10 protein-coding genes, 3 tRNA genes and 1 pseudogene are annotated in these 15,626 nt (G+C 36.7%); all 14 read right to left on the bottom strand.

The window, feature by feature from the left end; all coding sequences use genetic code 11:
• Positions 1-196: 196 nt before the first annotated feature.
• A pseudogene (locus AB1422_09065) lies at positions 197-503 on the bottom strand (helix-turn-helix domain-containing protein).
• Between the two features lie 261 nt (positions 504-764).
• On the bottom strand, positions 765-932 hold the full coding sequence (locus AB1422_09060; GenBank protein MEW6619464.1) for a hypothetical protein: 168 nt from the start codon (positions 930-932) through the stop codon (positions 765-767).
• 124 nt (positions 933-1,056) lie between these two features.
• Positions 1,057-2,919 (bottom strand): ATP-dependent zinc metalloprotease FtsH, encoded by a 1,863-nt coding sequence (gene ftsH / locus AB1422_09055; protein ID MEW6619463.1) that lies wholly within the window; start codon positions 2,917-2,919, stop codon positions 1,057-1,059.
• 1 nt (position 2,920) lies between these two features.
• Entirely contained in the window at positions 2,921-4,279 is a 1,359-nt protein-coding gene (gene tilS / locus AB1422_09050; protein MEW6619462.1) for a tRNA lysidine(34) synthetase TilS, read from the bottom strand.
• Positions 4,280-4,454: 175 nt separating this feature from the next.
• Complete coding sequence (locus AB1422_09045; protein ID MEW6619461.1) at positions 4,455-4,598, bottom strand: hypothetical protein; 144 nt, start codon at positions 4,596-4,598, stop codon at positions 4,455-4,457.
• Positions 4,561-5,277 (bottom strand): DUF6338 family protein, encoded by a 717-nt coding sequence (locus AB1422_09040; GenBank protein ID MEW6619460.1) that lies wholly within the window; start codon positions 5,275-5,277, stop codon positions 4,561-4,563. The genes AB1422_09045 and AB1422_09040 overlap by 38 nt, the downstream gene beginning before the upstream one ends.
• 41 nt (positions 5,278-5,318) lie before the next feature.
• Positions 5,319-5,395 (bottom strand) — tRNA-Met (locus AB1422_09035).
• Between the two features lie 355 nt (positions 5,396-5,750).
• A tRNA-Met gene (locus AB1422_09030) sits at positions 5,751-5,825 on the bottom strand.
• A 53-nt stretch (positions 5,826-5,878) separates the two neighbouring features.
• Positions 5,879-5,967: transfer RNA gene (locus AB1422_09025), tRNA-Leu, on the bottom strand.
• Positions 5,968-6,186: 219 nt separating this feature from the next.
• The gene (locus AB1422_09020; GenBank protein ID MEW6619459.1) at positions 6,187-6,840 is read right to left on the bottom strand and encodes a reductive dehalogenase domain-containing protein; all 654 of its coding nucleotides are present in this window, start codon (positions 6,838-6,840) and stop codon (positions 6,187-6,189) included.
• 437 nt (positions 6,841-7,277) lie between these two features.
• Positions 7,278-8,138, bottom strand: coding sequence for a DMT family transporter (locus AB1422_09015; protein MEW6619458.1), 861 nt, complete (start codon positions 8,136-8,138; stop codon positions 7,278-7,280).
• A gap of 259 nt (positions 8,139-8,397) precedes the next feature.
• Positions 8,398-9,477, bottom strand: coding sequence for an alanine racemase (gene alr, locus AB1422_09010; protein ID MEW6619457.1), 1,080 nt, complete (start codon positions 9,475-9,477; stop codon positions 8,398-8,400).
• Between the two features lie 470 nt (positions 9,478-9,947).
• Entirely contained in the window at positions 9,948-10,907 is a 960-nt protein-coding gene (locus AB1422_09005; protein MEW6619456.1) for an Rpn family recombination-promoting nuclease/putative transposase, read from the bottom strand.
• Positions 10,908-11,676: 769 nt separating this feature from the next.
• The gene (locus tag AB1422_09000) at positions 11,677-15,258 is read right to left on the bottom strand and encodes a hypothetical protein (GenBank protein ID MEW6619455.1); all 3,582 of its coding nucleotides are present in this window, start codon (positions 15,256-15,258) and stop codon (positions 11,677-11,679) included.
• Positions 15,259-15,626 lie beyond the last annotated feature (368 nt).

Genomic DNA, 15,626 nt, shown 5'->3' with positions numbered 1-15,626 from the left:
TTCTGGACACATACATAATGATTAAATAATAGCATATTAATTAAATTTTGTCAAGCATTTTTTAAAAAAAATAATAAAATTTTTTAATAATACTCGTATGCACACTTTTAAGGTCTAAAATTTGCCTATCCCCTTGATTATTAAAAGGTTATCCCTTCTTTATAGGCTCTTTTTGAGGGAAAGTTCCGTTGTAAACAAACTCTGCATTAGCCTTAGGTGGAATACACCATTGCTTGCTTAACCAGGGTTTAATTTCGTTTTTTTAATGTCCGATGCACAGTGTCCTTGGACACCGAATCGATATACTCTAATTTAACCATCCTATCTGCAAGTAATCTTAATGTCCACCGACAATGCCCCTCTGGTGGTTCGCTGCATGCCAAAGCAATCAGGTGAGCTTCATCATCACCATCAAGTTTTCGCTGATATTCACGCCGCGGCTTCCTCCGTTCCAATACCGCCTCTAAACCATCCTCTACAAACTGTTGGCGAACTCTCAACACAGTCGCTGTTCCCACCTCAATAGATTTGGCAATGTCAGAATCTTTTATCTCTTCTCTCCCCTCACTGCTGTCAGCCTTTAGTAATATTCGAGCGTGGGCTATTTTTCGAGCTGCCCCCTTTCCTGAAGAAATTAGTTTCTGCAACATTTGTCGTTCTTCGTCCGTTAATTCAACTATATACTTTTTTTTCATTCTGGTTCCTCCTTGCCTCAAGAGTTTATATTATTATTATCGGCAAGAATGACCAAAATCTTAATCAAATCATTGGCGACAGAGCACTAGCATAAAGGTTGAAATAGTGTAAGAAAAGGAGATATGGGGATTATGGAGATAAGGAGATAAATTCATTCTAAAATTTTGCAAATTACAATAAATAATCTCCATATCTCCCTTTATCTCCTTATCCCCTTTTGGACACCAAATCTGCATAGATTTCACTATTAGCGTTATCTTCAGACACCACCAAAAATTTAGGTATAGTGCCTTGAGTCTCCTCTCCTTCTCCCTTTCTCCGTTTCCCCGTTTCTCATCTGTCCTCTGCTATTTATCCGTGCTAATCTGTGTTAATCAGTGGTTGAATAGTTACGTTTTTAATTTCGTGAGCATCTTTAAGTATTTCCTCTATTTCGTGGGATTCTAATGTTTCTTTTTCGATTAAGGCATTTGCCAGGCGGTCAAGTTTATCGTTATTTTCGAGTAATAATTCTTTAGCCTTTTTATTACAGGAATTTATAAGATTATGGATTTCGGTATCTATTTTAAATGCCACCTGTTCACTATAATTTTTTTCTTTAAAGAAATCTCTGCCTAAGAATATCTCCTGGTCTCTTCTTCCAAAGGCGATAGGACCGAGTTCCTCACTCATTCCATATTCACAAATCATTTTATGAGCAATATCTGTTGTCCATTCAATATCTTTTTGGGCACCAGTGGTCATATCGTTAAATTTAATTAATTCTGCTTGCATTCCGCCAAGTGCTACAACCATTTTATCTAATAATTCAGTGCGGGTATAAAGATGTTTATCTTCCGTAGGTAATTGAAGGGTATAACCTCCTGCAATGCCACGAGGTATAATTGAGACTTTATGAACCGGGTCACTATTCGGTATAAGTTTAGCCAGTAGTGTATGTCCTGCTTCATGGTATGCCTTAATCTTTTTTTCTCTTTCAGAAGTAACCTTACTTTTCTTTTCTGGACCAGCAATAATTCGTTCAATTGCATCTTCAAATTCCTTTGTTCCTATTCTTTTTTTCTTTCTTCTGGCACCCAATAAAGCGGCTTCATTAACTAAATTTGCCAGGTCTGAACCAACAAACATTGAGGTCCTGCGTGCCAGTAATTTTATATCCACCTCTTTTGCTACCTTAACATTTTTCATATGGACTTTAAGAATTGCCTCCCGACCGGGTAAATCAGGAATATCAACTGTAATATGTCTATCAAATCTACCGGGTCTAAGAAGTGCTGGGTCAAGGACATCAGGTCTATTCGTGGCGGCAATCAATATTACCCCTTCGCCGGTGTTAAAACCATCCATTTCCACTAATAATTGATTCAAAGTTTGCTCTCGTTCATCATGACCTCCACCCAGTCCTGCCCCCCGTTGTCTGCCAACTGCATCGATTTCATCAATAAAAATAATACATCCTTTATTTGAAGAAGTTACCTGTTTTTTAGCCTGGTCAAATAAATTTCTCACCCGGGATGCACCTACTCCAACAAACATTTCAACAAAATCCGAGCCACTGATACTTAAAAAAGGCACTTGAGCCTCACCAGCAACTGCTTTGGCTAATAATGTTTTTCCTGTTCCAGGAAGACCAACTAAAAGAACGCCTTTGGGAATTTTAGCCCCGAGTTTCTGGAATTTTTTTGGCTGACGCAGAAATTCTATTATCTCCTGTAATTCTTCCTTTGCCTCATCTACACCCGCAACATCTTTAAATGAGATTGTCGTTTTTTCCTTAGGATTAAATTTAGCCCGACTTTGACCAAAGGTAGCTATACGAGTTAATCCCCTTGGTCCTCCAACTTGCTGAGATAACAAAAACCAGATGAGGAAGAAAAAAAACACAGGAGTCCCTAAATACCAGAGTAGTGTCATCCACCATTTTGCCTCTGCGGGACTATCTCCTTCAAAAGAAACCTTATGCTCAACTAAAAATTTGATTAAGTTAGGGTCTTCATGAGGTATATAAGTAACAAATGGCTTGTCTCCTTTAAATGTCCCTTTAATATCCCGGTCAACAATCTTAAGATTCTGAACTTTACCTTTTTCTACAAAGTCTAAAAACTCACTATAACTTATTCGGTCAGGTACTGGTGGAAGAGGTGTCTGAAAAGTCTTAAGTAGATAGGGTAAAACTAATATTAAAAAAATTAACCACAAAATTAAATTTACACCTTTACTCATTCTAAATCACCTTTATCATTAATATATTTTTAGTCAAATCTGTAATCTTTACTCGTTCATCAATTCTATTAAGTCCAATTATCGAAATAATTCCTTCTTTATCCTCAAGAAGATAGATTTTGTCTCGCTTTGTTTTTGGAATCTTTAAATCCATAAAAAAATCTTTAATCTTTTTACTTCCCACCATTCCATAAGGATGAAATCTATCACCTTTTTTTCGATGGCGAAGTAATAATGGTAATTGAACTTTATCATAATCTAAGTAAGTAGATAAATCGGTAGAGAGAGAAATTTTCTGGATTAATTGTGTTTCTATTTTTAAGCCGTCTATTACGGTTATCCCGGGAACTTTTAAATATTTTTCTTCCCCTTTTTCCTCAACTCTATCTCCGTGATAAATAGTTAAAGTATCATATTCCCTTTGAATATTAATATTTAATGGTAAATTCAAACTTCCTTGCGCCGGTCCATTTTTAATTAAATTTAAGATAGCCTCAATATGTTTAAATGTAATTCCTTGTAAATCGCCTTTTACTTCTTCAATCATTTGGCGTAAGATACGGGATTGAATAGATTGATGGAGGCAGGAAAATTTTTTTAAGTCAACCTTATTTTTTCCTGATAGAACTTTATTCTTCTCTTCTTTTGATAAAAACTCTAAATATTCATCATCTATTTCCCACAAAGTAAATAATTTATCTAATACCTCTTTTATCTTTGGGTTATACTCTTGTAGTTTTGGTAATAATTTTAATCGGATTTTATTGCGTAAATAATCTGTTTTCAGATTAGATGTATCTGTTTTAAATGATAGATTATGAGATTTAAGGTAATCTATGATTTCTTGTTTTGTAATTTTTATTAATGGTCGAATGATATAAAGTTGTTCATCAATTTTCCGTACAGGTGGAATTCCTTTTATTCCTGTTGCTCCGCATCCACGGATTAACCACATAAGTTTAGTTTCAAAATTATCATCATGATGATGGGCTAAGACAATTTTATTCGCATTTAGTGTTTTTGCGGTTTGAATTAAGAATTCATATCTAACTTTACGGGCTTTTTGCTGGATGGAGAAATTTTTTGAAGTATCCTGCAAAATGTCTATTTCTGCGGTAACAATAGGTAATTTCAGTGATTTTGCTATTTCTTTTACGAATAAAGCCTCTTGTTTTGCCTCTTTTCTTAATAAATGATTTAAGTGAGCCAGATAAAGTGTTAATTTATATTTTTTTTGTAATCTTGAGAGGATATGTGAAAGAGCAACCGAATCAGGCCCTCCAGAAATTCCAATGACTACTTTATCTTCTTCATCAAGCATATGATATTGAATAATAATTTTTTCTACCTTTTCAATCATGGATTAAAATCGTAAAAATTAGGGGTTTTGGATTTTCCATCTACCGAAATCTCGGAGCACATCCTCACTCTTTATACCATTAGCACTCAGAGAAACAGTAATATGTATCCTTCGGCTACCTCTACATCCACCCATTACTTTTGGATTAAATCTAATACGATTAAACTCTTTTCTTTTAACTTTTTTTTCCAATAGGATGAGATTTACTACCCTGCCCTGAAGGTGGTGGTGGTGGTGGTGTTTTGGGTGGTAAGTTTACACCTCCCTTTTTTATCATTCCTTCATTCAGTGGCTTCGGGATTGGTTTTATTTCCTTCATCTTCTTTCCCCTCCTTCCATTTTATATTCTCAGTAATAGGAATTGTTCTAAACTCTATGGTAATATCATCACGCTTCCTTGAAATATACATTGCTCCAACTTGATATAAAGGTTTAGCTTCTAAATTACTATAAACAGAAACATCACGAAGAAGCAGTTCCGCATCCTTTGAATCATCAGAGAAAGATTGAACCCATCCATCATAAACTAAATCTTTCTCTATATCTCTAACAGTTACCCATTCAATATCTTTTGCGTTAAGGGAATAGCCCCATACATCCAATTCACCAAATTTTTTAGTAATCCTTAAACCCTTAACCAACCGAAAGTGAATCTTGTAGGTTTCAATTGCAGTAATAATTAATCCCAGAATAATTGCCACAAAACAAACCCATACTATTTCATAATAGGAAATGTGAATATTGTCATCAATAAGTGCTCTAAGAAATACGACTTCTGACTTAGAGTCCCAAAGTCCCACTTTAATCCCCATGAAATTATATATTGGAAGTACTACCCAAAATAAGAAATATGACGATAATCCAAAAACAAAAGACTGAAGCAAAAAGAAAAATGGTTCTCGTGGTTTATGTATTGTAAATGTATCGACGATATATGAACAGATTATCCCTGGAAAGAAAAGAAGCAAAATTCTTATACTAAACTCTGTTATATCCATAAAAATTTCCTTTGTGAATCAACAGTTATTAGATTAATTACTGGTAGCGGCGCAGGGATTCGAACCCCGGACACACGGATTATGATTCCGTTGCTCTGACCAGCTGAGCTACACCGCCAATTAAAAAGTAGAGAGTAGCGAGTAGAAAGTAGAGAGATTTTTGTAACCGTTCACCGCAGAGACGCAGAGAAAAAATTAAAATCTATTCACCAGAGACAGAAATTTCCTTTTTTTGTGTGCATTTCGGGTCTTTCGTTGTTTATTAATCTTTTAATACTTACTTTTGACTAACTGTTTTTAAGCCTTTTTAAACAGCGAAAAATGCGAGAAAAATACGAAAAAAAGATATTTTCCTCTCTGTTTCTCTGCGTCTCTGCGGTAAAGGATTACCTGAACGGTTACAGATTTTTTGTCTCAGTCTTTGTTAGATTCCTCTCTCTCTACTTTCTACTCTCTTCTTTCTACTTCTTTTCTGGTTGCGGGGGGCAGATTCGAACTGCCGACCTTTGGGTTATGAGCCCAACGAGCTACCACTGCTCCACCCCGCGATGTATTGGTAAATGGTAAATAGTAAATGGTTACCAATTACTATTTACCAAACTGGTGCCGAGAGCCGGACTTGAACCGGCACGGAAATAAATTTCCACCGGATTTTAAGTCCGGTGCGTCTGCCAATTCCGCCATCTCGGCTACCAGATTATATTGTATATTAAAATAAACAGATTGTCAAGAGAAATTTACACAAATACACGAATTTTACAAATTTAACAAGGGAGCAAGGAAACAAAGGAACAAGGGAATGGTTCACTTTTGTTTGAAAGTTTGCCACTGACTAAATTTGGGAATGAGCAATGAGGGAAGAATGCAAATTTTGTCATTATTTTTATCGCCACATCCTCTTTTTACGGTTTACCTACAAATTTTAACACACAGCCCACAGATGTAATGCGTGCCTAAATTCTCTGATTTAGCAAAGATTTTTAGTTGCTCAAGGCATTTATTGCGGTCAAATTTATCTGCACTATCTCCAATTGCCCCACAAGGACAGATTGCAAGACATTTTTGACAATCCCCACAATCAAAATCTAACGGTTTTCCAGTTGAAAGTGGTAAATCTGTCAAAATACTGACATATCTTATTCTCGCTCCATAATCTGGACTAACTGCTAATGAACTTCTACCTATCCAGGCTACGCCAGCCTTAGCCGCAATTAATTTATGAGAAATACTTCCTCTTATCTCTTTCCAATCGGTAATTTGAGACGCGGGAATGGGTAAGGCATTGTAACCTTGTTGTTGAATAAAACTGGTTACCTTTAATGCACTCTGGTCAAGTAAAAGATTAATCTGGCGATAATGATGGAAATAGTCTCTTGTCGGTCTATCAATTATGCCGTCAATTATCACCTCTGAAAGCCGATAGCCTAAGGAAATACCATAAGTTAGTTTTTGGGCTAATAATGGACGCTGGACATTCTCCAGATTAGCATAACCACATAGCACAATCCCTTCTTTTTTTACTAAATCTTTTATTTGTGTTTCAATTTCATTTTTTGAGTTCATAATTTTATTCACCACCTTAATAATTTCTGTAACTATTCAGCCACAGATGGACACAGATGAAACACTGAAAATTCGTGACCTGAAAATAGTTTTTTCACGCAAAGGACGCAAAGGTAATTTTTTCCCTTATTTTCCTTTGCGTTCTTTGCATGCCTGGCGTGAAACTTCCTTTCCCCTGAAAATAGCGAATTAGTGAATTAGAGATTAGCGAATTAGTATAGTATCCACAGACTCATATCCTATGGTGTAGAACAGATATTCCCCCTTAATAAAGGGGGTTAGGGGGTTGTCCTTCTCCCATTTTCATTGCCCTTTGTGAGCCTTGGCTCATGTCCGTTTCCCCTGAAAATATCCGCAAGATTTTACCGCAGAGGACACAGATTTCTCCCTTTCTTCGTTTCCCCGTTTCCCCTTTTTCTTTGTCTGATTCATCTGACTTACAGTATAATCAAGACCATCCCGATTATCATCAGTAAAGTTCCAAAGAATCTTTCTTTGATATTTTCTTCTTTAAAGATTAACCAGCCATAGATAACACTGAAGATTAGACTTGCCCGCTTGATAGAAATCATATACGAAACCTCAACCAATTGAATTGCCAAACAATGGCAAATGACCATTACTGCAAAGAAGAAACCAATAAAAAAATAATTTCTGGAAATCTTGAAAAAGTCAATAAATCTTTTCTTTGATTTGACAATTGCAATAGGCGTAAAGGCTGTTCCTAAAAGGATGAAATAAAATGCGCCAAAAAATGTTGGACTTGAATGCAAAATCGCTAATTTGCCCAGAGTCGCTGTAATACTGAAAATAAAAGAGACAATGAGCATATAAAATGAACCTTTTTCTTTAATTATGGCTTTTAAAGGTTCTAATATACCCTGTGAAGTCCGATGAAGATTTAAGGTATAACCTCCAATTGCTACTAAGATAATCCCTATAACTCCAATGACTGTAGGCAATTCACCTAAAATAAAAAAAGAAACAAAAATCAAAAATACAGGTGTAAATGAAAGAAATGGAATAGTCAATGATAGAGGCGAAATCTTTATTGCTTGAACATAAAGTATTTCAGCGATAATTTCAAATGGTAACAGGAGTAAAATAGTGCTCCAAAAAACAAAATCTAACTCAGGAATCTGGATAAAAATAAGTAATGGCATAAGAAAAGGCAGGCAATAAACCAATCTTACCCAGAGAATTAAATATTGGTTTTCTTTTTCCATTGCCTTTTTAGAAAGTGTATCTGTTGTTGCAGAAGAAAAGGCAGAGATTAATGAATAAATAACCCAAATCATTCTATGTCCTTTTGCTAGTGTGGTGTTGAGTAAATTTTGCACGGCGTATCATCAGATTTCATAACCTGCAAACGGATAATTGGTAACTGGTTAAATAGTTTCGTCCTGAGATCAGCCGAACGGTATTTAATTACCAGTTACCAATCACCAGTTACCAGAATCAAATTCCGTGCGTTATTTGTTCAACACGACACTAGTATGGGAGTGTTGATGTTAAATGCATCACCCTATTATTTCACTACCCCATTTTTTTCTAAGTTTAGTCTCTGCAATACCTCCGCGGTACACGCAGATTTATGCCACAGACGATTTCGTAGTTGATTGTCTGACAGATTTGTGCTAATTCATCTACCTGTGGGTCTTCACCAAATAAGATGACTTCATCCCCAGTTGCCACATCCGGAACTTTATTTACATTTAGCATACAAAAATCCATTGTTATTCGTCCTACAATAGGCACTCGAATTCCTTTAATTACTGCCTGTGCCTTATTAGATAAAAGTCGGTTATAACCATCGGCATAACCTACCGGGATAGTGGCGATGAGTGTTTCTTCAGGAGTGATGTAAGTTGAACCATAGGAAATACCATATCCTTGCGGGATTTTACGCAATTGGATAATCTTAGTTTTAAATGTCATTGCCGGGCGGAGAGACACTATTTTAGGGATATTCGGTGCAGGGTAAAGCCCATAAATCATAATGCCTGGTCTGACTAAATTTAAGTGCATCTCCTTAAATCTTATTATTGCGGCACTGTTTGAGATATGTTTTATCGGAATATCTATTCCTGACGCAGAGATGTTCTTTACTACCTCTTGAAATTTACTAAATTGTTTATAGGTATATGATTTATCATCCACATCCGCCTGAGCAAAATGAGAAAAAATACCTTCTATTTGTAAATGAGATGATTTTATGATTTCAATTAACTCATTTATTTCGTTACACTGAATTCCAAGTCTGCCCATACCAGTATCTATCTTAAGATGAATTTTTATTGATTGGTTGAATAAATTTTTAAGGTCAGAAAGACTTGAAATGGTCAATGTTAATTGGTTATCAATCGCTTGTTGAAGTTGATTAGATTCAAGAGGAGATAAAACTAAGATAGGAACAGTTATTCCAGCGGCTCGGAGTTCTATCCCTTCATTCAGAGATGCCACACCTAATCTATTTGCCCCTGCTTCTATGACCGTTTTTGCAACTTCAATACCCCCATGGCCATAGGCATTAGCTTTGACAATAGGCATTATCTCTACTCCCTCGCCGACTAATTTACGGACCTGGTTGATATTATGTGTTATATTTGTTAGATTAATTTCAATCCATTTATTCATAGTAATCGGTTAAGAATTTCTATAGATTTTTTGTAATTATTCAGCCACAGATAGATACGGATGAAACATTGATTTTTGGTAACTATTCACCACGAAGAGCACGAAGGACACGAAGATTGGACAAGACAAATCTTTTTATGCCTTCTTTCAATCTTTCCACATTGAAATTTATCGACCTGTGTGGTTAAATGTAAAATGGATAATGTAAAATGAAAATGTATAACTGAAAGGTAATGAGTCTTGTGAAGTACTAAAATTTCCCATTTTTCATTTCCTATTTTACATTTTACATTTATTTTTCCTTTGCGTCTCTGCGATGAATTAGTCTAATCGCACAGGTGGAAACTTTTGTTACAGGGATTGTAATAGGTCACTCATTTGGGGGAATGGTATAAGTCTATATCAGGCACAAAGGCACAGAAGCACAAAGGTAGGGTGCATAAAATGCACCCCACAGGTCTGCCTATAGTTTAGTGTTTTTCATTAACAAGCCTTTTCAAATCTTCTTTTGTAAGTCCTGTGATTTCAGCAATCACCTCAAGATTAAACCCTTTGCGGAACATAGACTTAGCAGTTTCTATCGCCTTGTTGTATGCACCCTGTTGTAAGCCTTGTTGTATTCCTTGTTGTAAGCCTTGTTGTACCCCTTGTTGTAATCCTTCTTGCCTTAATCTCATTGCTGTAGTCATTGCTACTGCACCTCCTTTTGCAGAAATCTTCTTAGTTGCTTCAATTACTTCCTCTATCTTAATCTCAGTGCTATTGTAGATATACCTTATTACCCCTTCTAAAAACTTTAATCCCTTCTCCTGTTCATAATACATCTTCCCTATCGCTAAAAATTCCTCTAAATGTTCCCTTACCTTTCCCTCATCAAAGATATTTTTCATCATTAAACATGTAATCCGTAAACCAATATTTAAAAATATCCTTCCCTTTAAATCTTCATCACTATAACCCGATAAATCAGTCAATAAATAATCAAAATCTGGGATATAACGGCCTAATACCTCATCAAACCCTTCAAAATAACTACTTAGCTCCCTTAAATGCCATTTGTCCTTGCCGTGGTAGAAAATAATAGGAATAATAGGAATTAATTTTTCTTTCTGCTTGATATTAGTCTGCCATATCTTCAGCATATACCTTAGAATCTGAAGATGTGGATATTTCACTACATAACTCTTATGTTCAAATAAAAGTGAAATCTTTATCTTGCTCTTACCAATATAGAAGCAATTATAGACGATATCCGAAAAGTTCTCCTTTAGTTCCTCATCGATATAAGAATTATTATCCAATTCCAATGTTGACAAATCCAGATTTTTCTTCAAATCTTCTGGTAAGGTAGCATTGATAAAATCATCTGCATTCTCTTTATTGGAAAACACCTCTTTAAAAAAGGCATCATGCGGATTGGATATCTCCATCTTTATTTTCTCCTGCCCCATTTTTATCTTACTGGTATTATAGCAGATAATTCTGTAAAAGTCAAAGGTTTTTTACTTTTGTTGTATAGCGGTTATTAACTGGAAGTCTACATAGGATAATACCCATAAATAAGGTATGAGAATAATCGTTCCGTTAGGAACATAATATCGGTAGGAATAGATAGATAAATCAATCAGTTCCGTAGGAACGATATATTGGTAGAAAATTTATGGAAAGCCATTTACCGATATATTGTCCCTACGGGACATTATTTGTATGATATTTATTTCTACCGATATGTTGTCCCTATGGGACATTAAATGAAGCAAAGCTCAAAACTACAATTAAAAGCTTCTCCATCAGTCGCAATAAATCTATTAGTTTTAAGGTTTTGAGATGAAGTTTTGAGTTTTGACATTTGAGTTTTGAGTTGATATTGTCCCATCTGAGGGACACGGCTGAACGCTTACTCCACTTTAAATGCTACTTTGATAATCTATTTTATCCGTGTCAATCTGTGTTAATCAGTGGCTGAACAGTTACGATTTTTTAAATTATTAGCCTGGTAATTTATTGCCTGCATTATTTATTTTTTTATCCTATATTCCTTTTTCAGTAACCGTTCAGGGATATAGCCACAGAGTTACAGAGAACACAGAGGGAATATATAACCACGAATGAACACGAATAATAAAAAGATTTGTATGCGAGGCTTTAGCCTCACTTTTCAGTGGCTAATTTCTCTAATTCTCTGTGAACTCTGTGCCTCTATGGTTGAACGGTTACCTTTTTTACATCATTTAGTGCTTGAGTAACAGAACTTAAACCTTCTAAGTTAAAGGTTCGATTAAGGTTATTGTAGGCGGGTTTATTTTCTCCATCGGCTAAAGAGGCAAATTCTAATGCTTGCCAATAGTAAGAAAGTGCCTTTTTACCTTCTCCTTGTAATTCGGTCACTACCCCGACATTATTATAAATCTCGCTTAATTCTTGATACATCTCCTTTCTTTCTCGTTGAATAGCACTTGCTTTTATCTTCTCTTTATAAAAATTTATCAAATCTTCATATTCTTTCATTGCCTGGTCTAAATTATGTAACTGGACATAGGTATTAGCCAGATTATAGTTAATTACAGGAATTGGTGGAAATCTTTTCCACAGTTCAAGGGCTTTATCAAATTGACCTGTTTTATAAAAACAGGTAGCTAAATTATACTTTGTTTGAAGTGAAGTTGTTTTTACTTTTGCATAGGCATTTGCCGCCTCCTTATAGGCATTTAAATGATAATAATAAACATTTCCCATTCCTTCAAAAGCCGCATTGTTTTCAGGATTAATCATAGTCGCTCTATGAAATCGGATTAATGCCTTATCGTATATCTTTTTATCATAATAAACCTGACCTAAAAGCGTATAAGCAGGGTCGTAGTTTGGATTATATTTCGTTGTTTTTTCAAGCTCTTTTATTGCCTCATCTACCTTGTATTCCTTAAGTAATACTTGAGATAATAGAAATCTTGCCCGACTGTGTTTGGGATAATGTCTTAAGACCAGGTGAAAAATATCGGCTGAAGTAAATAAATCTCCCTTTTTCAAGTAAATGTGTCCAATATCAGTCAAATCATCAGGATAATATAATCTTTTACCTTTGACAAGCTGGTATAGATAGCGATGAATACTTAATGACTCACGATGTTTACCTGCTTTAGCTAACGCATGTTGATATAGGGATAAGGCCTCTATATCTTTTTTATTTACAGAAAGGGCATATTTTAAACATTTAACTGCGCCTTCGGGTCGTGAAGTCATAAGTAATACCCTGGCTAAATTAACATAAGTTGGTATATTTGTAGGATGTGCGGATAAAATCTCTTTACACATCTCTTCACTTGCTTTTAAATGACCTTTTTGGATTTGAAGTTTGACAAGATTATTTTTAGTAACAGGGTAATCTGGGGCTATAAGAAGGGCTTGATTGAATTTTTGCTCCGCCTTTTTATACTCATTTACCTTTAAATAAACTTCACCAAATTGATTATAAGCATTAATCTTCCCTCTTTTCCCTCGAACAAAACTTAATCCCTCTTTAAACTCATCTTCTGCCTTATCAAATTTTTTAGATTGAATATAATTTGCTCCGGATTTAAAATGTTGATATGGTTTATAGAAATATAGGTAAGCTGGATAACTCAATGATAAAATCCCGGTTATCACAATACCTAAAAAGAGAATTTGTAGTCCTCTTTTTAAAAATGGGAGAATGGACACTTTTTCTTTCTTGTGTTTTGGAGTTTTGGGAAGAGGGCGTGGGAGTTCTTCTTTTAGTTCTTTAATTTCTTCAAAGTGGTCTTCGGTAATGATTGTTTCAAACGCCTCTCCATGTTCTTCTTCCTTATGTATCTCTTCTTCAATAATAGGTATTTTTTCTTCAGGCATAATTTCTTCCTTGACCTCCTCTTCAACAGGTATCGATGTCTCTTCTAATTCAGGTATTTCTTGTTCTACGGATGCGGGTGGTTCTTCTTCAAGTTCAACCGGCGACACTGGCGGAGTAGGGGAGATTTCTTCTTTAGCCGGCAATTCTTCTTCCTTTGCTTCTGGTGCTTCTTCTTTGGTTTCTGGGGCAACCTTTTCTTCTTCAACCGGGGCGAGTAGTTCTTCTTCAAGTTCAACCGGTGATGCTGGCGGGGTAGGAGAGATTTCTTGTTTAGCCGGCAATTCTTCTTCCTTTACTTCTGGTGCTTCTTCTTCGATTTCTGGAGCAACCTTTTCTTCTTCAACCGGGGCGGGTAGTTCTTCTTCAAGTTCAACCGGTGATGCTGGCGGGGTAGGGGAGATTTCTTGTTTAGCCGGCAATTCTTCTTCCTTTACTTCTGGTGCTTCTTCTTCGATTTCCGGGGCAACCTTTTCTTCTTCAGTCGGGACGGGTAGTTCTTCTTCAAGTTCAACCGGTGACTCTGGCGGGGTAGGGGAGATTTCTTGTTTAGCCGGCAATTCTTCTTCCTTTACTTGCGGTGTTTCTTCTTCGATTTCCGGGGCAACCTTTTCTTCTTCAACCGGGCCGGGTAGTTCTTCTTCAATCTCAACCGGTGATTCTGGCGGAGTAGGGGAGATTTCTTGTTTAGCCGGCAATTCTTCTTCCTTTACTTCTGGTGCTTCTTCTTTAGTTTCTGGGGCAACCTTTTCTTCTTCAGCCGGGGCGGGTGGTTCTTCTTCAAGTTCAACCGGTGATGCTGGCGGGGTAGGGGAGATTTCTTGTTTAGCCGGCAATTCTTCTTCCTTTACTTGCGGTGTTTCTTCTTCGATTTCCGGGGCAACCTTTTCTTCTTCAACCGGGCCGGGTAGTTCTTCTTCAATCTCAACCGGTGATTCTGGCGGAGTAGGGGAGATTTCTTGTTTAGCCAGCAATTCTTCTTCCTTTACTTGTGGTGTTTCTTCTTCGATTTCCGGGGCAACCTTTTCTTCTTCAGCCGGGGCGGGTAGTTCTTCTTCAATCTCAACCGGTGATTCTGGCGGAGTAGGGGAGATTTCTTGTTTAGCCAGCAATTCTTCTTCCTTTACTTGTGGTGTTTCTTCTTCGATTTCCGGGGCAACCTTTTCTTCTTCAACCGGGGTGGGTAGTTCTTCTTCAAGTTCAACCGGTGATGCTGGTGGAGTAGGGGAGATTTCTTGTTTAGCCGGCAATTCTTCTTCCTTTACTTGTGGTGGTTCTTCTTCGATTTCCGGGGCAACCTTTTCTTCTTCAACCGGCGTGGGTAGTTCTTCTTCAAGTTCAACCGGTGATGCTGGTGGAGTAGGGGAGATTTCTTGTTTAGCCGGCAATTCTTCTTCCTTTACTTGTGGTGGTTCTTCTTCGATTTCCGGGGCAACCTTTTCTTCTTCAGCCGGGGCGGGTAGTTCTTCTTCAAGTTCAACCGGTGACGGTGGCGGAGTAGGGGAGATTTCTTGTTTAGCCGGCAATTCTTCTTCCTTTACTTGCGGTGTTTCTTCTTCGATTTCCGGGGCAACCTTTTCTTCTTCAACCGGGGCGGGTAGTTCTTCTTCAAGTTCAACCGGTGATTCTGGCGGAGTAGGGGAGATTTCTTGTTTAGCCGGCAATTCTTCTTCCTTTACTTCTGGTGCTTTTTCTTTAGTTTCTGGGGCAACCTTTTCTTCTTCAGCCGGGGCGGGGGGTTCTTCTTCAAGTTCAACCGGTGATTCTGGCGGAGTAGGAGAGATTTCTTGTTTAGCCGGTAATTCAGATATTTTTTCTTCCTCTGATTCCGTTTTTTTTTCTACTACTACTCCTAAATCACCCAATAGGTCTTCTATATCATTTTCAAATGAGAAATTTTGATTAGATTCTGCCATTAAAATAACTCCCAGTTTGTTGAAATTTATTATTTTTTCGTAACTGTTCAGCCACAGATGGACACGGATGAAACACTGATTTTCTTTTTTGTTGGACGCAGATAAACGCAGATTATCAGGATTTTTTGTAACCGTTCACCGCAGAGACACAGAGACGCAGAGAAAAAATTAAAATCTATTTACCAGAGACAGAAATTTCCTTTTTTTGTGCATTTTGGGTCTTTCGTTGTTTATTAATTTTTTAATACTCGATGTTCAAGTTTTTTAGTTTTAGGGGCATAAAGTCCTTATTTTTATTTTAGCTCAAGTGAGACAATATGCTGTTCTCCATTTCAAGAAAGGGGTTGATTCCAAATGTCCCCACTCTC

It is taken from the genome of bacterium (assembly GCA_040757115.1).
Lineage (GTDB): Bacteria > UBA9089 > CG2-30-40-21 > CG2-30-40-21 > SBAY01 > JBFLXS01.
This window is presented reverse-complemented; position numbering and strand designations above follow the sequence as displayed.